Origin of the sequence: Sarcina sp. DSM 11001 (assembly GCF_900101015.1) — a bacterium.
Taxonomy (GTDB): Bacteria; Bacillota; Clostridia; order Lachnospirales; family Lachnospiraceae; genus CAG-791.
The window spans coordinates 265,073-284,409 of sequence record NZ_FNFZ01000001.1 but is presented as its reverse complement, the minus strand read 5'-3'; the positions used below and the strand labels follow the sequence as shown (position 1 = coordinate 284,409).

Sequence of the window (19,337 nt, the reverse complement as noted above, 5' to 3'; positions counted from 1 at the left end):
CACACAACCTGTCGGGGACGAAGGAGTAACTTGCGGGGCGGCGGGACGCGGGCAGCCGTTACTGACTGTCTCCGATCCCGAGCCTTGCTTTCCGTCCAATCATTTCTTCAACATTTTCAATATAAGTGGCGACATCCTTGCAGTTGTCGCTCCTCTCGATCCTTCCGTGATCGAAGACCGCCTTGGAAATACTGCCGGCGCCCAGGGCAAGGATCGACTGTTTTTCCTCCATGATCAGGATATTGTAGATCCCGGCCTTTCCCGGACGCGCATAGCCGACGTTTTCAAGGTTGCCAGAGATATTCTTCTGCCGGTACAGATAATAGGGCTCCATGCCCATACCGGCCGCCGCTTCAGCTGCCAGTTCCATACATCCGTCCGTATTATAAATAGAAGAAAAACCTTTCTCCTCTATGTATTTCTGCATTCGGGATCCCCGCTTGAGGGCGAGGGAATGCACGGTCAGGCTGTCCGGCGACAGGTCTGTGATCTGCCTGAGCGTATCGCGCACGTCCTCCAGAGTCTCCTCAGGGAGACCAAGGATCATATCCATATTGATATTGTCAAAACCTGCTTCGCGGCACATGGCATAGGCCTGCCGCACCTCATCCACAGTATGCATCCGCCCGATCAGGCGCAGGGTCTCCTCTTTCATGGTCTGGGGATTGACACTGATCCTCGTGACATCATGAGCGCGGATCACCCGGAGCTTGTCCATGGTGATGCTGTCCGGACGGCCGGCTTCGATCGTGAACTCCTGGACGTTCTCCATGGGAAAATACTTTTCCAGCATGGCAAAGAGACGCTCCAGCTGAGCAGGCTCGAGTGTGGTAGGCGTGCCGCCCCCTATATAAACCGTGTCGAGGACCCGGCCTTTCATCATCTCCGAACAGGCCTTCATTTCTCTTTCGAGGGCGTCCAGATAGCTGTCCACTCTGTCCTTCCAGAGCGCCAGGTTAAAGGACGGGAAAGAGCAGTAAAGACATGTCGTCGGACAAAAAGGGATCCCCACATAGAGGCTGTAGCCGTTTTTATAATGAATATCGGCGAGGATCTCTCTTTCTCTCTGGGCGATCTGCGCCGAGAGCAGGGCTTTTCCGGGGCTGACGAGATGGTCATGTTCCATTGCAGCCGCGGCTTCCTCGACAGTCTTTCCATCCAGGAGAGACTGCATGGCGATCTTGGTCGGCCGGATGCCTATGAGCTCGCCCCAGGGGAGCGTCCGTTCTTCCCGCTTCGAAAGCATGTCGTAGAGAAGGTGCTTGAGCAGGGTCTTGAGCTCCTGGCTCTTGCGGTCAGCGGGAAGATCCCCCAGTACAGCGGCTGCGCGCTGGTCCGAACCATCGCAGAAGGACAGGGTGATATTTTTTTCCGCAAAAACCACCCTCAGAAAAGGCTCTCTCGCGATCTGCTGATACTTGCGGCTGCCGACGGCATCCGCTTCTGTCAGGACCTTGACGTCCTCTCGCGGGTAAAAAGCCTTTAGCAGAGAGTGGATTTCATACCTGTACAGGTCAATATTTACGATTACAGTGATCATATGTCTTATGCCCTGACGAACCAGTTGTGCTTCTTTTCATATCCGATCGTGGTCACATCGCCATGCCCGGAAAAGACAGACGTGTCGTCCGGAAGTGTATACAGCCTGGTCCTGATGGACTCTGCCAGTGTCTCACCGTTCCCGGTGGGAAAATCAGATCTGCCGATGGACTGCTGGAAAAGTGTATCGCCGCTGATCAGGATGTGTCCGTCCTCGATGTAATAGGCGCAGCTTCCCTCCGTATGTCCCGGAGTGTGGATCACGCGCATCGTGATCCCGGCGCAGGTGATCTCCTCTCCGTCCTCCAGGTAGTGATCCACCTCGGCGATGCAGGGGCGTCCGATGGAAACGGACTGGTTGAGGGAAGCGGACTCGCACAGCCGCTTTTCATGGATGCAGGCGTAAACCGGAGCGCCTGTACGCTCCTTGAGGGCCTCCAGCCCCATGATATGGTCAAAATGCGCGTGGGTGAGAAAGATGGCCTTCACAGTGAGCCCGCGCTTTTCCAGTTCCTCATACAGCCTGTCTCCGAGATCTGCCGGGTCAAAGACGATCGTCTCACTGCTGCCCTCCCTGTAAAGGAAGTAGAAATTGGTCTGCACCATGCCGACCATAAAGCAGTTAACTTTTATAACAGAACCTGTATCTGGCATATGATCCTCCATTGATCTTCTATTCTTCTTATTTTAAAAATGAAATCTCCGCGCGCTCAGCCGTTGGTCCGCTTGATCGCCTGGACATCCCTGACAGCCTGCAGACGCATCGTGATCTCGTGGAGCTCCTCCCTGCTCTTTACCTCAAAACCGAGTACGAGTGTGGCGATCCCCTGCCTGTTGGTCGCGGAGGAGATCCGGAGGATGCTGATGTCCTTTTCCGAAAAGACTCTGGTCAGTTCATTGAGGAGACCGCTCCGGTCTCTTGCGTAGATCTTGATCTCGGCGAGGAATCCCTCCTCCTTGTCCTGCATGCTCTCTTCTGTCCAGGAGACCTCGATGAGCCTGTCCGCTTCCTCCGGGGAGATATTGGCGACGTTGCTGCAGTCGCTGCGATGGATCGAAACTCCCCTTCCCCGTGTGATAAAGCCGACGATAGGATCTCCGGGAACCGGATTGCAGCATTTGGAGAAGCGGATCGACACGCCGTCCACTCCCTTGATGATCACAGAGCCGGCTCCATGGCCGCCCCGGACATGCTGCTGGCTGTTCTGGATCTGAGAGATGATCTCTTCCTCGGAGAGCTGTTTCCTGTGATCCTCCTGATAGAGATCGGAGAGCTTGTTCATGATCTGCCCTTCCTTGATCCCGCCATGTCCGATGGCGGCCAGGAGGGCATCCCAGTCCCTGAAACCGTATTTTTTCAGAATGAAACTCTGATACTCGGGTTTGAGCAGCTTCTGGAGAGGAAGACTGTGGGTCTTCGCATAAGACTGGATCAGCTCCCTGCCCCTGGTGATATTTTCCTCTTTATTTTCTTTTTTGAACCACTGATTGATCTTGTTCCTGGTGGAGGCGCTCTTTGCTATGGTGAGCCAGTCCATGCTGGGGCCCTTGGAGCTCGCGCTCGTCAGGATCTCGATCCGGTCGCCGTTCCTGATCACATAATCGATGTTGACGATCTTGTCGTTGACCTTGGCGCCCACCATGCGGTTTCCGACCGCGGTGTGGATCGCATAGGCAAAATCGATCGGCGTAGAGCCCGCCGGAAGATTCTTGACCTCCCCGCGGGGGGTAAAACAGTAGACATCATCCGAAAACAGGTTCAGATCGCTTTTGAGCAGATCCATGAATTCACGGTTGTCCGACATGTCCTGCTGCCATTCAAGGATCTGCCGGAGCCAGGTCAGCTTTTCTTCCTCCCTGGTCTTCTCAACCTTCTGGCTGCTGCCTGCCTCCTTGTATTTCCAGTGGGCGGCAATACCATATTCCGCCGCCTTGTGCATTTCATAAGTCCGGATCTGGATCTCAAAGGGCTGCCCCGAGGGTCCGATCAGTGTTGTGTGCAGGGACTGGTACATGTTCGCCTTGGGCATGGCGATATAGTCCTTGAAACGGCCGGGGATGGGCTTGTACATCTCATGGATGGTCCCCAGAACGGCATAGCAGTCCCGGATCGTTTCCACGATCACACGCACTGCGAAGAGATCATAAATCTCCTCCAGCGACTTGTTCTGGTTTACCATCTTGCGGTAAATGCTGAAGAAATGCTTGACCCGGCCGTCCACCTCGCCCTTGATGCCGGCTTCCTTAAGATGCTCCTTGATCTGGGCGGCGATCTCCTGCACATAGCGCTCCCGCTCGGACTTGCGCTGAGCGACCTGGGTCACCAGGTCGAAGTAAACATCCGGATACAGGTACTTAAGGCTGAGGTCATCCAGCTCGACCTTGATCTTGGAGATTCCGAGCCGGTCTGCGATGGGGGCATAGATATCCAGTGTCTCCTGGGATATCCTCTGCTGTTTTTCAAGAGGCATGAACTCCATCGTCCGCATATTGTGCAGACGGTCTGCCAGCTTGATCAGGATGACGCGGATATCCTTCGCCATGGCCAGAAACATTTTGCGCAGATTTCTCGCCTGCATCTCCTGCTGTACCTGGGTCCTGTCCCCGTAATCTCCGGAGAGCTTCAGTTTTTTCAGCTTGGTCACGCCGTCGACCAGACGCGCGACATCAGCGCCGAACTGCTCTTCGATCTGCTGGCGTGTCAGGACTGTATCCTCCACCACATCATGCAGAAGTCCGGCGGCAATGGTTTCCTTATCCAGTTCGAGGTCCGCCAGAATAGAGGAGACATACAGCGGGTGAATGATATATGGCTCCCCGGATTTACGCAGCTGCCCTTCATGAGCATTGCGGGCCACCTCATAAGCTTTTTCAATCAATGAAATATCATCAGAGGGATGATATTTGCGGACGCGCATGATCAGGCCCTGGTACAGGTCCTCCGGACATCGATACTCTCCGATGCTTTCGATCTTACCGGTGTCAATCGCTATGCTGTTTTTCTTTTCTTCTTTTCCCTTTCCGTCCATCATGCTGTACCTCAGCTGTCGATTCTGTCCGTGGACGTCCTACGTCTGCTCTGCAGGCACTGTAATCGGACGCTGCTGCGAATACTGCATGCAGCATCGCGGACAGCATTTTTAAAAACCGGATAAAAAGCTTCAATATTGCCTGAAAATAATAAAAGTAAAGCAATTATAGTCTGTTTTGTTGAGTACGTCAATCAGAGGTTTATGGAAATGTTAAAAATTCAACCTCCCCGGGCGGGGCCGGTTTCTGCCATTTGGACAAAAAACGCCCCGCTCATCCTCCCAGAGGATTCGCGGGGCTTTTTTTCTCATATCGTTGCCCGGCGAAATGTCCGGCCATATTCCCATGCGAGCATGGGATATGGCCGGCCGCTTCGCCGGAGCTTATGCGTTACATCATTCCGGGGGCACCTGCGGGCATAGCGGGCATGGGCTCTTTGATGTTGGCTACAGCAGCCTCTGTGGTAAGGAAGCTGGAAGCAACGCTGGTCGCGTTCTGAAGGGCGCTTCTGGTGACCTTGGCGGGATCGAGGATGCCGCCGTCGATCATGTTGACATACTCTTCCTTGTAGGCATCAAAGCCGACACCGACCTCGGACTCCTTGACCTTATTGACAATGACAGCACCGTTGAGGCCTGCATTTTCAGCGATCTGGAAAAGAGGAGATTCCAGAGCCTTAAGGACGATCTGGGCACCAGTCTTCTCATCGCCGTCCAGTCCTGCGACGACCTTCTCGACTTCCTTGGAGGCGTGGATGTAAGCACTGCCGCCGCCGAAGATGATTCCTTCCTCTACGGCTGCCCTGGTAGCATTGAGGGCATCTTCCATACGGAATTTAGCTTCCTTCATCTCGGTCTCTGTAGCTGCGCCGACGCGGATGACTGCGACACCGCCTGCCAGCTTGGCAAGACGCTCCTGGAGCTTCTCGCGGTCGAAATCAGACTTGGTCTCTTCGATCTGCTTCTTGATCTGGGCGACACGCTGGTCGATCGCATCCTTCTCGCCGAGTCCGTCGACAATGACGGTCTCTTCCTTGCCGACCTTGACGCTCTTGGCGCGGCCGAGCTGCTGCATGGAAGCATCCTTGAGCTCCAGGCCGAGGTCGGAGCTGATGACAGTACCGCCGGTCAGGATAGCGATATCCTCGAGCATGGCTTTCCTTCTGTCGCCGTAGCCGGGTGCCTTGACAGCGACAACGTTGAAAGTGCCGCGCAGCTTGTTGACGATGAGGGTCGTCAGAGCTTCGCCCTCGACGTCCTCAGCCACGATCAGGAGCCTTGCGCCCATTTTGACGATCTGCTCGAGCACGGGAAGAATATCCTGGATGGTGGAGATCTTCTTATCTGTGATCAGGATGAAGGGATCCTCGAGGTTGGCTTCCATCTTGTCCATATCTGTCGCCATATATGCACTGATGTAGCCCCTGTCAAACTGCATGCCTTCGACCAGATCCAGCTCGGTCAGCATAGTCTTGGACTCCTCGATGGTGATAACGCCGTCCTTGGAGACCTTTTCCATCGCGTCCGCGATCATCTTTCCTACGTTCTCATCGCTGGAGGAAACAGTCGCGACCTTCTCGATATGATCCTTGCCCTGAACGGGAGTGCTCATAGCCTTGATAGCTTCAACAGCAGCCTCAGTAGCTTTGCGCATACCCTTGCGCAGGACGATCGGGTTCGCGCCTGCAGCGAGGTTCTTCATACCTTCATTGATCATAGCTTGTGCAAGTACAGTCGCGGTCGTCGTGCCGTCGCCGGCGACATCATTGGTCTTGGTTGCGACTTCCTTGACGAGCTGGGCGCCCATGTTTTCAAAAGCATCCTCAAGCTCGATCTCCTTGGCGATGGTCACACCGTCATTGGTGATAGTCGGAGCGCCGTAGGTCTTGTCCAGAACAACGTTCCTGCCCTTGGGTCCCAGAGTGATCTTTACTGTATCAGCCAGCTTGTTGATGCCTTCCGCCATTGCCACGCGCGCATCTGTGCCGTGTTTAAGTTCCTTTGCCATGGTGATTACCTCCAAAATATAATGTTCCAAGTGACCCGGACTCTGTGGATCCGATCCGGTCGTTCATTTCCGGATCTCACCATTCAGGACCGCATCTGATCCTTTTTCCAGCTCACATGTCTTTTCTGAAACGGGTTATTCTTCGTCTTTATTCAATGATTGCCAGAATGTCGCTCTGTTTCACGATCACATACTTCTCGTCATCGTCAAACTTGACTTCTGTACCTGAATACTTGGAATAGATGACCTGGTCGCCAACCTTGACTTCCATCTTGACTTCCTTGCCATCGACCATGCCGCCGGGGCCTACTGCAATAACCTCTGCCTGCTGCGGTTTCTCTTTCTCATGTCCAGGAAGGACAATACCGGATTTTGTAGTAGTCTCAGCCTCAAGCTGCTTTAATACAACCCTGTCTCCCAGCGGAACTAACTTCATAATAATTACCTCCATTCATAACATTTCATTACAATTGGTGCCTGACGACCCGGATCACAGGATCCATATCCCTTCAGGCTCCTGTACGATCATCTTTAATGTTGTTAGCACTCTATACTGTCGAGTGCCAGCCCTATCGTGTATAATAGTCAGGCTCTCTATTGTTTGCAAATTGATTTAGATAGCTGTTTACTCCATATTTCTCTGTTTTTCTCTATTATTCTTTATTTTTCGAAGTATTTCGTATTTTCCGGTTTAATTTAAGTATTTAGCCCCGGACTGCTTCAAAGCAAAAGCTGTGCAAAAGCTGTTTTTTCAAAATATAGTTGAAATCCCGAAAATACAGTGATATGGTAAATGTAGTTTTTAAAACTACATCTCGACTGTCAGCCAGCCGCATCCCGGCATGTATTGAATGCAGGCACGATCCCTGTTATCTGTACCCGGCTGCGCCTGTACTGTCTGTACCTGATGTTGCATTCAAGACTCGCTGTTTATAAATAATGATGATTTTGTTTATAAAACATGATTGGATTTGAAAGGACTCTATCGAAATGACGGCAAAAGAATTACAGAAATATTTTAAAGATCATCTGGTTCCGTCCCGTTTGTATAATATGAAGGGCGGACATCACAAAAACCGGATCTGCCTTGGCTGGGACAAAAACCGTCAGGAGTGGGAAGTATATTATAGTGAAGGAAAGGCCAAGATCGGCCTGATGCAGTTTGACAATGAAAGTGAGGCCTGCCAGCGTATGAAGGAGGAGGTCAGCACGGTGATGGAGCTCATCTATGGATTGAAGATCGTTTCCTAAAACAGCTTTTCACAAATAATGCTTTGTAGATTTTCATGAAAAGACTTTTGCATAATAATACCTTCGCGAACAAGAACCTTAACACCTGCTTTTGCAGATAAGTATATTCGTAAATAAATATATCTGTAAATAAATATATCTGTAAATAAATGTATCCGTAAATAAATCCCGCCATACCGGAAGTATGGCGGGATTTACATTTTCAAGAATTCTTTTCAGAATCTTCTTTCAGAATCTTTTTCAGGATCTTTTTTCAGAATCATTTTACAGAATCTTTCAGACCCCTTATTTGTTATTGATCGCTGCCTGTGCTGCAGCCAGTCTGGCGATTGGGACACGGAAAGGTGAGCAGGACACATAGTCCAGGCCGACCTTGTGGCAGAACTCGATGGAAGCGGGATCGCCGCCGTGCTCGCCGCAGATGCCCAGATGAATGTCAGGGCGGACCTTGCGGCCATTCTCAGCCGCCATCTGGATGAGCTGGCCTACGCCGTTCTGATCGAGGTGGGCGAAGGGATCAGACTCATAAATCTTGCTCGAATAGTAATCCTGCAGGAACTTGCCGGCATCGTCGCGGGAGAAGCCAAAGGTCATCTGGGTCAGGTCGTTCGTGCCGAAGCTGAAGAACTCAGCCTCCTCAGCGATCTCGCCTGCCAGCAGGGCTGCACGGGGGATCTCGATCATGGTGCCGACCTTGTACTTGATGTCAGAGTTCTTCTCTGCTTTGACCTTTTCCGCTGTCTCAACGACCACGTTCTTGACAAAAGCGAGCTCTTTCTTCTCGCCTACGAGAGGGATCATGATCTCGGGAACGATGCTGTAGCCCTTCTCGGCGTTGACCTCGATCGCAGCCTCCATGACAGCTCTGGTCTGCATGCGGGCGATCTCAGGGAAGGTGACCGCCAGACGGCAGCCGCGGTGGCCCATCATCGGGTTGAACTCATGCAGAGCGTCGCAGCGCGCCTTGACCTCTGCTGCGGTCAGGCCCATATCCTTGGCCAGTTCCGCGATCTCGTCATCCGCAGTGGGGACGAACTCGTGAAGCGGCGGATCCAGGAAACGGATGGTGACCGGACGGCCTTCCATAGCCTCATAGATACCCTTGAAGTCGCCCTTCTGGAAGGGGATCAGCTCATTGAGGGCTGCCTCGCGCTCCTCAGTGGTATCAGAGAGGATCATCTTGCGGATCTTCGGGATCCTGTCAGGATTGAAGAACATGTGCTCGGTCCTGGTCAGGCCGATGCCTTCCGCGCCCATGCGGACCGCGTTGGCCGCATCTTCGGGGGTGTCGGCATTGGTGCGGACTTTCAGTCTGCGGAACTCATCCGCCCAGGCCATGATGCGCTGGAAATTGCCGCTGATGGAAGCTTCGACTGTCGGGATATCACCAAGGTAGATCTTGCCGGTGGAGCCGTCGAGGGACATGTATTCACCTTCTTTGATGGTGAAGCCGCCGAGCTCGATGTACTTTTCTTCCTCATGGACCTTCATGTCGCCGCAGCCGGAGACGCAGCAGGTGCCCATTCCGCGGGCGACGACTGCAGCGTGGCTGGTCATGCCGCCGCGCATGGTCAGAACGCCTTCCGCTGCATGCATGCCTTCGATATCCTCGGGAGAGGTCTCCTGACGGACCAGGATGACACGGCTGCCGGCAGCATGAGCTGCTACGGCGTCATCAGCCGTGAAATAGATGCGGCCTGCCGCTGCGCCGGGAGATGCCGGAAGGGCTTCGCCGATCTGCTTGCCTTCTTTCAGGGCTTTCGCGTCAAAGACGGGATGGAGCAGCTGGTCGAGAGACTTCGCCTCGATCCTGCATACCGCTTCCTCGGGGGTGATCATGCCTTCGTCCACCAGGTCGCAGGCGATCTGGATCGCTGCCTGAGCGGTGCGCTTGCCGTTCCTGGTCTGCAGGAAGAACAGCTTGCCGTCCTCGATCGTGAACTCCATGTCCTGCATGTCGCGGTAGTGCTTTTCAAGGGTATCCGCGATATTGATGAACTGCTTGTAGCACTCAGGCAGATCCTTTGCGAGCTGGGTGATCTTCTGAGGTGTGCGGATACCCGCAACGACATCCTCGCCCTGTGCGTTGATCAGATACTCACCGAAGATGCCCTTGCCGCCTGTTGCAGGGTCACGGGTGAAGGCGACGCCTGTGCCTGACGTGTCTCCCATGTTGCCGAAGACCATGGACTGAACGTTGACAGCGGTACCCCAGGAATAAGGGATATCATTCATCATACGGTAGTAGTTTGCGCGGGGGTTGTCCCAGGAGCGGAAAACGGCCTTGATGGCTTCCATCAGCTGGACCTTGGGATCCTGAGGGAATTCCTCACCCATCTTTTCCTTATAAATAGCTTTGTACTGAGCGATGACATCCTGCAGATCCTCTGCGGTCAGCTCAGTATCATAGGTATATCCATGTTTCTTTTTCACGTCCTCGAGGATGCTGTCAAAGAAAGTCTTGCTCATTTCCATGACAACGTCGGAGAACATCTGGATGAAACGGCGGTAAGAGTCATATGCAAAGCGGGGATTGCCGGTCTTCTGGGCGAAGCCCTTGACAGAGACATCGTTGAGACCCAGGTTCAGGATCGTGTCCATCATACCGGGCATGGATGCGCGGGCGCCGGAACGGACGGAGACCAGAAGGGGATTCTCAGTGTCGCCGAACTTCTTGCCCTGCACGCCTTCAAGCCATGCAAGCGCTTCGAAGATCTGCTTCTGAGTGTCTTCGTTGATGGTCCTGCCATCGTTGTAGTAGTCCGTGCAGGCCTCAGTGGAGATTGTGAAGCCGTTCGGGATGGGCAGACCGATATTGGTCATTTCCGCAAGGTTTGCTCCCTTGCCGCCCAGGAGATTGCGCATATCCGCATTTCCCTCACTGAATTTGTAAACTCTCTTGCTCATTCATTACCTCCTCATGTGATATGTGTTCTGCAGTGTAGCACTTGGCTGCAGTAACCAACAGGGTCATAAACGGTTATTACTATTATAAATAAAGAATTGACAGAATTAAAACAGACAGCTGAACCGTTGACATATAAAACATATAAAAATCGCAGCGAGACCCTGAATGGTTCCGCCGCTGTATGCCGGTCAGTTCTTTTTCCGGTGCGCGGCATCAGGAAGGAAACTGTCAAAAATGAAGACGTCAAAATGTGGCTTCGCGCGCCGCAGCTCCTCCTCGCTGCGCACTGTCCAGGCAGCTGCCTTACCTCTGAAAAGACGGCGGCATAAAGACCTGGAGAGATTGCCCTGATACTTGTGATTATAAGCGATAAAGTCGGGTCTTGTCACGCAATTCGTAACTAAAAACTGAATAAAAAAGCCGGGAGCGATCTTGACAGGTGTCCGGAACTCCTTCTGGTGGATAAAACCGTCAGAAAGCTGCCCCCTCATGACATCCGGCCGGTTCTTCCGGTACCATAAAAGCACCAGAGGATTAAAGGATTCGATACAGTACACGCCCTGATAGTCCCTTAAGAGCCTGTCGGCTGCCCGGCATATACGCAGGTCATAGTACTCGACCTTCATCTCTATGATCAGAGGGACCTTTCCGTCCACAAGCTTCAGCGCTTCCTCAAAGGTAGGGATCCGCTCTCCGCTGTCCAGAAGACGGAATCTCCTCAGCTGCTCCAGGGTATAATCGCAGACCTTCCCCTTCCTCCTGCACATGCGCTTCAGCGTAAAATCATGAAAGACGACAGGGATGCCGTCTTTTGTTACCTGAATATCAAATTCAATCCCGTATCCTGCCTCCACAGCTCTTTTTATAGCGGGAAGTGAGTTCTCCGGATAAGCCGTCCCGTTTTTGTGGAGCCCCCGGTGGGCAAAGAACCGGGTTCGAAACGCCTCTCTGTCCGGTTTTCTGACCAGACGGGGCATGATCGTAAAAAGATAAGCCCCGGAAACAGCCGCCGCGCCAACGGCCAGCCGCCCGGCCTTTCTCAATCGTTTTGCCATACACTCCTGTTCTGCGCCCTCTGCATCCGGCGCATCTGATCTTTCTCTTTCTAAACCTGTTTGATCTGTAAATTGAGATGATCCGTCTATTGATATGATCTTTATATCATTCAATGCAGCCTGTAAAAATTCAGCAAAAATCATTATAGCACCATTTCCCTGTGTCTGCCACATAATATGACAGAGCCTGGCAGAGGAACAGCGGGCATAAGTTATGATGTACTAGTAACAGCATCCTCACCGGATTCTTTCCGGTCAAAGCTGAAAAGTGCATAATATCGATGAAAAAAACGCTGAAAACAGCAGGTGTCCCCATATCACACCTTGCTTTTTTTTATTGAATCATGTATGCTTACTAATTGCTATGTACTAAATACTATATATTGACTGATATATTAATTGCTATCCATTGACAGCTACGTTATGACTGCATTTTATAAACTGCACTTCACCAATACAGACAGATCCTGATGTCTGCCTCATAAAAGAAAGGGAAACAGATATGATCGCAGCAAACGGCGTTACACTCCGCCTTGGCAAAAAAGCACTGTTTGAAGATGTCTCGATCAAATTCACAGAAGGGAACTGCTACGGAATCATCGGTGCGAACGGTGCCGGCAAATCCACCTTCCTGCGCATACTCTCGGGACAGCTTGAGACGACCAATGGAAGTGTCACGATCACCGAAGGGCAGCGTCTCTCCTTCCTGGAGCAGGATCACAACAAATACGACAACCAGATCGTCCTGGATACGGTCATTCAGGGAAATCCCAGGCTGTTCGAGATCCGTGCCGAAAAAGACGCTCTCTACGCAAAAGAGGACTTTTCCGACGAGGACGGGATCCGGGCAAGCGAACTGGAGACGGAATTTGCCGAGATGGACGGCTGGGAGGCCGAGTCCAATGCGGAAGCCCTGTTGAACGGCCTCGGCATCGAGACAGAGCTCCACGGATATCTCATGCGCGAGATCACGGGCGCACAAAAGGTCAAAGTACTTCTTGCCCGCGCTCTCTTTGGAAATCCCGACGTCCTGCTCCTCGACGAGCCCACCAACCATCTGGATCTGGACGCCATCAACTGGCTGGAGGAGTTCCTGATCAACTTCCCCAATACCGTCATTGTCGTCTCCCACGACAGATATTTCCTCAACAAGGTCTGCACCTACATCGCGGACATCGATTACGGCAAGATCACACTCTATGCCGGCAACTACGATTTCTGGTATGAATCCTCCCGCCTTCTGATCAGGCAGATGAAGGAAGCAAATAAAAAGAAGGAGGAAAAGATCAAGGAGCTCAAGGAGTTTATCTCCCGTTTCTCCGCCAACGCCTCCAAATCCAAACAGGCGACGAGCCGCAAGCGCGCCCTGGAAAAGATCCAGCTCGACGAGATCAAGCCCTCCAGCCGCAAATATCCCTATATCGATTTCAGGCCTGACCGCGAGATCGGAAACGAAGTACTCACCGTCAGCGGGATCTCCAAGACCGTCAACGGCGTCAAGGTCCTGGACAATGTCTCCTTCGTCATGGGGCACGACGACAAGATCGCTTTTGTCGGCAGCCAGGAACTGGCGAAGACCACCCTGTTCGAGATCCTTACCGGCAACATGGAGCCCGATGAAGGCACCTACAAGTGGGGTATCACCACCAGCCAGGCCTATTTCTGCAAGGACAATACAAAGGAGTTTGACTCTTCCCTGACCATCACCGAATGGCTCACCGGCTACTCCCCCATCAAGGACGTCACCTATGTCCGCGGTTTCCTGGGGCGCATGCTCTTTGCCGGCGAGGACGGCATCAAGCATGTCAATATCCTCTCGGGAGGTGAGAAGGTCCGCTGCCAGCTCTCCAAAATGATGATCAGCGGCGCAAACTGCCTGATCTTTGACGAGCCCACGAACCACCTCGACATGGAATCCATCTCCGCCCTCAACGAAGGCATGATGCGCTTCCCCGGCGTCGAGCTGTTTGCCTGCCGCGACCACCAGGTCGTGCAGACCACCGCAAACCGCATCATCGAGATCCTGCCCGACGGCTCCATCATCGACAAAGTCTCCACTTACGACGATTATCTGGAGAACAACGCTGAAGCCAGAAAGCGCACTGTCTACATCGCCAACAAGGATGAAGACAGCAACTGACAGAACTATAACTGTAAAAAATCCTGTAAAAAATCCCCGGTATCATCTTGATTCCGGGGATTTTTCAGGTATTTTTCAGTTTTCCTTAGCCTCTGCGGGGATGAAGACTCTTTCCCCGCGGGGATGCAGGGCTTCCTGGGCTTCTTTTACAGCCTCGTCGCAGAAGACGCGCTGGGAGTCGATCAGTTCTTTGCCGCGCTTGTCGACGCGGTCGTAGGAGCCGTCCGCTTTCAGGACATGGGCCTTGACGGTGTCGGCGAGCTCTACGTCGAGGATGTGGGTCACTTTTTCGGCGATCCTGCGGTCCAGGATGGGGAAGAGGATCTCCACGCGGCGGTCGAGGTTTCTGGGCATCCAGTCGGCGCTGGCGGCGAAGACTTCGGGGCGGCCGCCATTCTCAAAGTAAAAGATTCGGCTGTGTTCAAGGAAGTTGCCTACGATGGACCGGACATGGATGTTCTCACTGACGCCGGGGATCCCGACCTTGAGGCAGCAGATGCCGCGCACGATGAGGTCGATCCTGACACCGGCGGAGCTGGCTTCGTACAGGGCCTCCATGATATCCGGATCGCACAGGGAGTTCATTTTTGCCCGGATACAGGCTTTCTCGCCGTTTGCAGCATGGGCAGCCTCGCGTCGGATCAGATGGAGGAACCGGTCCTTGAGCCACAGGGGGGCCAGGGCCAGGCAGTTCCAGTAGCGGGGTTCCGAATAGCCGGAGAGCATGTTGAAAGCACTGGTGGCATCCTCGCCGATGTCGTCCCGGCAGGTCATGATGCCGATATCCGTATAGATCCTGGCTGTGGTATCGTTGTAGTTGCCGGTGGCCAGATGCACATAGCGGCGGATCCCGTCCATCTCGCGGCGGACCACGAGAGTGATCTTGCTGTGGGTCTTGAGGCCGATCAGGCCGTAAATGACATGGCAGCCTGCGTGCTCCAGCATCCTGGCCCAGACGATGTTGTTTTCTTCATCGAATCTGGCCTTGAGCTCCACCAGGACCGTCACCTGTTTCCCGTTCTCCGCAGCTCTGGCCAGGGCCGCAATGATGGGTGAATTGCCGCTGACGCGGTAGAGTGTCTGCTTGATCGCCAGGACTTCCGGATCGTCCGCCGCCTGGGCGACGAAGTCCACGACAGGCTGGAAGGTCTGGTAGGGGTGGTGCATGAAAATATCGCCGCCGCGGATCTGTTCAAAAATATTGCAGCCGGACGGGAGCGCCGGAATCTCCTGCGGCTTCGCGTACCTGCTTTCCCGCAGCCACTCAAAGCCCGGGATCCCGTAGAGCTTCATGAGGAAGGTCAGGTCCAGAGGACCGTCGATCTCGTAGATCCTGTCGTCTCCGACCTCGAATTCTTTTTTCAAAAAGCCCAGCAGTCTGGGATCCATACCTGCTTCCACCTCGAGCCGGATGGCATAGCCCCGCTGCCTTTTTTTGAGCTGTTTCTCTATCTCCTTGAGGAGATCGGCGGCCTCGTCCTCGTCGATCGAAAGATCTGCATTCCTCGTTACACGATAGGGATAGGCGCAGACGACGTCATAATTCAGAAAGAGTCCGGGAAGGTGATGGCGGATGATCTCCTCCAGGAAAATGATCCTCCTGACAGGGCTTTCCGGCAGTTCAAGGATCCGGGGCAGGACCGCGGGGACCTGGATGGTCGCATACTGGAAGGGGTTCTTTTCCTTTGCGTCCTTCTCCTTACCTGTCTTTACATCCTTTTTATCCGTCCTGGCATCACGGGAATCCTTTTTGGCCGCCTTTTCCCTTGCGTCTTTGGCGGCGGTCTTTACATTGGCGGAATCCTTTCCGGTGCCTTTCGACCCCTTCGCTGTTTTTCCGCCCTTGCCCTCTTTTTCCAGAATGGAAGTGTTAAAAGGATCCCAGCTGTCCTCTCTGATCTCCCGGTCCGCCTTTTTGGGCTTGCGCATATATCCCGGGATCCCCTGTCCCGTCCCTTCTTTTCTCTTGAGAAGGGCGCAGATGTTCAGGCTCTTGTTCCTGACAAGGGGGAAGGGCCTGGAGTTGTCCACGGCCATGGGAGTCAGCACGGGAAAGACTTCGTTTTCAAAAAACTCCTCAACAAATTTCTGTTCTTTTTCTGTCAGGTCTTCATAACTGCCGACGATCTCCAGACCATTCTCTTTGAGACCGGTCACCAGCTGCTTATTGTAGGTAGAATACTGCCTCTGCATAAACTGATGAGTCTCCGTCAGGAGGGCATCGAGCTGCTCCTGGGCTGTCATGCCGGCAATATCCCGCTTTTTATATCCCGCATTGATCATATCCTGCAGGGATGCCACCCGGACCATAAAAAATTCATCGAGGTTGGAGGCCGTGATGCTCAGGAACTTGAGGCGCTCAAACAGGGGATTGTCCTTGTTTCTCGCCTCGCTCAGACATCTCCGGTCAAATTTGAGCCAGCTCAGTTCCCGGTTCTGATAATATTGCGGATCTGTATATTTTACCTTCTGATCTGCCATGTCTGATCCTCCATGTTCCTGATCCCGCAGGGATCTGAGTGTTTCATTTTTATTTTTTCTTTTGTTTGATCACAGGGCGGAGTCCAAAGACTTCCTCAAAGAATTCCGCGCTCTGGTCAAACAGGCCTTTTTCCAGGGAAATATCCTCTTCTGTCTCAACCGTGATGACCATCTTTCCGTCCTGGTTCCTTATCTGGAAATCACTGAATTTCTGCCGATGGGAGACGTCCAGACCGTCAGCTACGCGGAGGATCGCTGTGAGTCTGGCGACCAGGATGCAGTCCTCCCTGTCAAGGGAAGCCTCCTGACTGCGGAGCACCCGGAAGGAAAACTCCTCATGCTTGTACAGGACCGCGCAGGCTATGATCAGACGCTCGATCTGGGAGATACCGATGATCTCGGTCGATCTGATGATGTTGCTGGAGCATTCCGCCTGATTGGTCATGCTGATATACTGGCCGCAGTCGTACAGGATCGCAGCGATCTCCAGAAGCAGCCGCTCTCTGTTCCCCATTCCGTGGAGCTTTTTCGTACTGTCAAAGATTTTGACGGCGATAGACCTGATCGTTCCGGTCCGCTCTTCGCTTCCCCGGTAGCGCCTGCTGATCTGCTCGGCGCAGGCAAGGATATCCTGTTCAAAATTATGGGCTGTACGCAGGTATTTTCTCTCCTCGGCAAATTCGTAGACAATGCCGTCACAGAGCGTCACACAGGGGAACCACAGGAGCTCTGCCTGCATCCTCTCCATAATACAGCGGACGGTTATGGCGCTGATCCTGAGAAGAGGTACATTGTCATCCTCGATCCCCAGCCGCCTGGCCAGATCCGTGTGGTTGATCTTTCCCAGCTCCTGCATATACTGGCGGAAATCTCCGGCGGATACAAAATTCCCGGACTGCTTCATTTTGTCCGGTGTTTCAGTCATCCCTGCCTGGAAATCATACCGCCTCCTGCTGAGCACTTCTGAAATATAATCATCGACAACGATGATGTTGCGGATCCCTCTACCAGCCAGATAGAGTTTGTCAAAGACATTGAGCTGGGAATTGACCATTTCCTCCACAAGCATGGCCAGCCTGCGGCTCCCTGCGCCGATGCGGTGCAGGAGCTCATTCATACGCAGGACGCCCAGCTGCAGATTCTGCGTGAGTATCAGCCGGTCCTTTTCAAAAAGGGAGATCTGGATGCTCCCGCCGCCGATGTCAACGATCGCTGTCCCCTTGCCGATCACGCGGTTAAAATCCTCCCCCTTCGAGGCAATGGATTTATAATCGAGAAAGCGCTGCTCTGCATTGGCCAGGATATCGATGTGGATCCCGGTCTCCTGCTCGATCTGGCGCAGGACCACTGCGGCGTTTTTCATATCCCGGAAGGCACTGGTCCCGTAGGCGCGGTAGTTGGTGACGCCATAGGAGGTCATGATCCTCTTATAATCGAGAAGGATCCTTTTGATCTCTGCAACATGCGCAAAGCTGATCCGCCCGTCATTATAGGTATCCGTCCCGAGATCAGTCAGATGAACGACATCATCCACCTGCCGGATCCCGCTCTTTCTGGAAAGTTCAAAGATTTTGAGCTCGATCTCATGGCTGCCGACATCGATCGCGCCGAAAAGATTTGCCATGTTTTCCCCCTTTTTCAAGACAATGCCCTTTCATTCAGGACACGCCTGCAGGTCCCCTATACCTGTCTGAAAACCGGTCATAAACAGCCGGTAAAAACACCTGTGTTCACCGGCTGTCAGGAACAGTTCCTGACCTTCTCCGCTGAAAACTCTCTCCGCTGAAAACTTTCCCTCCGCCGGGAAAGCAGTGTTCAGGCGCTCTCGCCCAGCTTCATCAGCTTGGCTGCCTGGTCCGCCGCGATCAGAGGATCGATGATGTCATCCATATCGCCGTTTAGGAAGGAATCCAGCTTGTAGAGCGTGCACTTGATCCTGTGGTCCGTGACTCTTCCCTGCGGGAAATTATAGGTGCGTATCTTTTCCGACCGGTCGCCTGTCCCGATCTGGCTGCGCCTCAGGTCCGCCTCTTCATCGTGGCGTCTCTGCATCTCGAGATCATAGAGCCTGGAGCGCAGGAGTGCCCAGGCCTTCGCCTTGTTCTGGAGCTGGGATTTCTCCGTCTGGCTGTAAATGACGATTCCCGTCGGATAGTGGGTCAGCCGGACAGCGGAGTCTGTCGTATTGACGCACTGGCCGCCGTTTCCGGAAGCACGCATGACGTCTATGCGGACATCCTTGTCCGGAATATCGATCTGGATGTCGTCGCCGACCTCCGGGATCACCGCCACTGTGCAGGTCGAGGTATGGATCCTGCCGCCGGACTCGGTCACCGGGACGCGCTGCACCCGGTGCACGCCGCTCTCATATTTCAGTCGGGAATAGGCTCCTTTTCCGGAAATAATAAAGCTCACTGATTTCATGCCGCCGATCCCGATCTCTTCAAAGCTGACCGTCTCGACACGCCAGCCCCGTCCCTCCGCATAATGGACATACATCCTGTAAATATCACCCGCGAACAGAGCGGCCTCATCGCCGCCAGCCCCCGCGCGGATCTCCACGATGACATTTTTGTCATCATTGGGGTCCTTGGGCAGGAGCAGGATCCGCAGTTTTTCCTCGAGGACCGAGACCTGGTCTCTGGCCTGCGCCAGCTCTTCCTTGGCCAGCGTCCGCAGTTCCTCATCATTCTCTTCAGCCAGGAGGAGCTGGGCGTCTTCCGCATCCGACTGGGCTTTTTTATAGGACTGGTAAGTCTCCACCAGAGGAGCCAGATCGCTCTGCTCCTTCATGAGCGCCATGAACCGCTTCTGGTCCGAAGTCACGCCGGGACTCATCAGTTCCTGTGAAATGTCCTCATAGCGGAGGACTACTCCTTCCATTTTTTCAAACATAAATCAGGTCACCTTATTGTAAAATATGGAT

12 protein-coding genes are annotated in these 19,337 nt (G+C 53.4%); 2 read left to right on the top strand and 10 right to left on the bottom strand.

The window, feature by feature from the left end:
• Positions 1 to 58 precede the first annotated feature (58 nt).
• From hemZ to BLT02_RS00990, 5 genes are all read right to left on the bottom strand, one after another.
• Positions 59 to 1,540, bottom strand: coding sequence for a coproporphyrinogen dehydrogenase HemZ (gene hemZ, locus BLT02_RS01010; protein WP_092990984.1), 1,482 nt, complete (start codon positions 1,538 to 1,540; stop codon positions 59 to 61).
• A gap of 5 nt (positions 1,541 to 1,545) precedes the next feature.
• Positions 1,546 to 2,193 carry an MBL fold metallo-hydrolase gene (locus BLT02_RS01005; RefSeq protein ID WP_092990983.1) on the bottom strand — a complete coding sequence of 216 codons (648 nt, stop codon included), beginning with the start codon at positions 2,191 to 2,193 and terminating at the stop codon, positions 1,546 to 1,548.
• Positions 2,194 to 2,249: 56 nt separating this feature from the next.
• Positions 2,250 to 4,571 carry a RelA/SpoT family protein gene (locus tag BLT02_RS01000; RefSeq protein WP_092990982.1) on the bottom strand — a complete coding sequence of 774 codons (2,322 nt, stop codon included), beginning with the start codon at positions 4,569 to 4,571 and terminating at the stop codon, positions 2,250 to 2,252.
• A gap of 388 nt (positions 4,572 to 4,959) precedes the next feature.
• Entirely contained in the window at positions 4,960 to 6,576 is a 1,617-nt protein-coding gene (groL, locus tag BLT02_RS00995) for a chaperonin GroEL (RefSeq protein ID WP_092990981.1), read from the bottom strand.
• 148 nt (positions 6,577 to 6,724) lie between these two features.
• Positions 6,725 to 7,012 carry a co-chaperone GroES gene (locus tag BLT02_RS00990; protein ID WP_092990980.1) on the bottom strand — a complete coding sequence of 96 codons (288 nt, stop codon included), beginning with the start codon at positions 7,010 to 7,012 and terminating at the stop codon, positions 6,725 to 6,727.
• A gap of 554 nt (positions 7,013 to 7,566) precedes the next feature.
• Here BLT02_RS00990 and BLT02_RS00985 point away from each other — a divergent pair.
• Positions 7,567 to 7,827, top strand: a complete 261-nt coding sequence (locus BLT02_RS00985; RefSeq protein WP_092990979.1) for a hypothetical protein — start codon at positions 7,567 to 7,569, stop codon at positions 7,825 to 7,827.
• 285 nt (positions 7,828 to 8,112) lie between these two features.
• Here the strand turns inward: BLT02_RS00985 and ppdK are convergent, their stop codons facing one another.
• Together ppdK and BLT02_RS00975 are read right to left on the bottom strand one after the other, a co-directional pair.
• Entirely contained in the window at positions 8,113 to 10,734 is a 2,622-nt protein-coding gene (gene ppdK / locus BLT02_RS00980) for a pyruvate, phosphate dikinase (protein WP_092990978.1), read from the bottom strand.
• A 189-nt stretch (positions 10,735 to 10,923) separates the two neighbouring features.
• Entirely contained in the window at positions 10,924 to 11,790 is an 867-nt protein-coding gene (locus BLT02_RS00975; RefSeq protein ID WP_092991011.1) for a glycerophosphodiester phosphodiesterase family protein, read from the bottom strand.
• Between the two features lie 502 nt (positions 11,791 to 12,292).
• On the opposite strand from BLT02_RS00975, the gene BLT02_RS00970 reads away from it, so the two are divergent.
• Complete coding sequence (locus tag BLT02_RS00970) at positions 12,293 to 13,930, top strand: ABC-F family ATP-binding cassette domain-containing protein (RefSeq protein ID WP_092990977.1); 1,638 nt, start codon at positions 12,293 to 12,295, stop codon at positions 13,928 to 13,930.
• Between the two features lie 75 nt (positions 13,931 to 14,005).
• Here the strand turns inward: BLT02_RS00970 and ppk1 are convergent, their stop codons facing one another.
• From ppk1 to prfA, 3 genes are all read right to left on the bottom strand, one after another.
• On the bottom strand, positions 14,006 to 16,411 hold the full coding sequence (gene ppk1 / locus BLT02_RS00965; RefSeq protein ID WP_092990976.1) for a polyphosphate kinase 1: 2,406 nt from the start codon (positions 16,409 to 16,411) through the stop codon (positions 14,006 to 14,008).
• A gap of 49 nt (positions 16,412 to 16,460) precedes the next feature.
• Positions 16,461 to 18,035, bottom strand: coding sequence for a Ppx/GppA phosphatase family protein (locus BLT02_RS00960; protein ID WP_092990975.1), 1,575 nt, complete (start codon positions 18,033 to 18,035; stop codon positions 16,461 to 16,463).
• Between the two features lie 191 nt (positions 18,036 to 18,226).
• The gene (prfA, locus tag BLT02_RS00955; protein WP_092990974.1) at positions 18,227 to 19,306 is read right to left on the bottom strand and encodes a peptide chain release factor 1; all 1,080 of its coding nucleotides are present in this window, start codon (positions 19,304 to 19,306) and stop codon (positions 18,227 to 18,229) included.
• Positions 19,307 to 19,337: the final 31 nt, after the last annotated feature.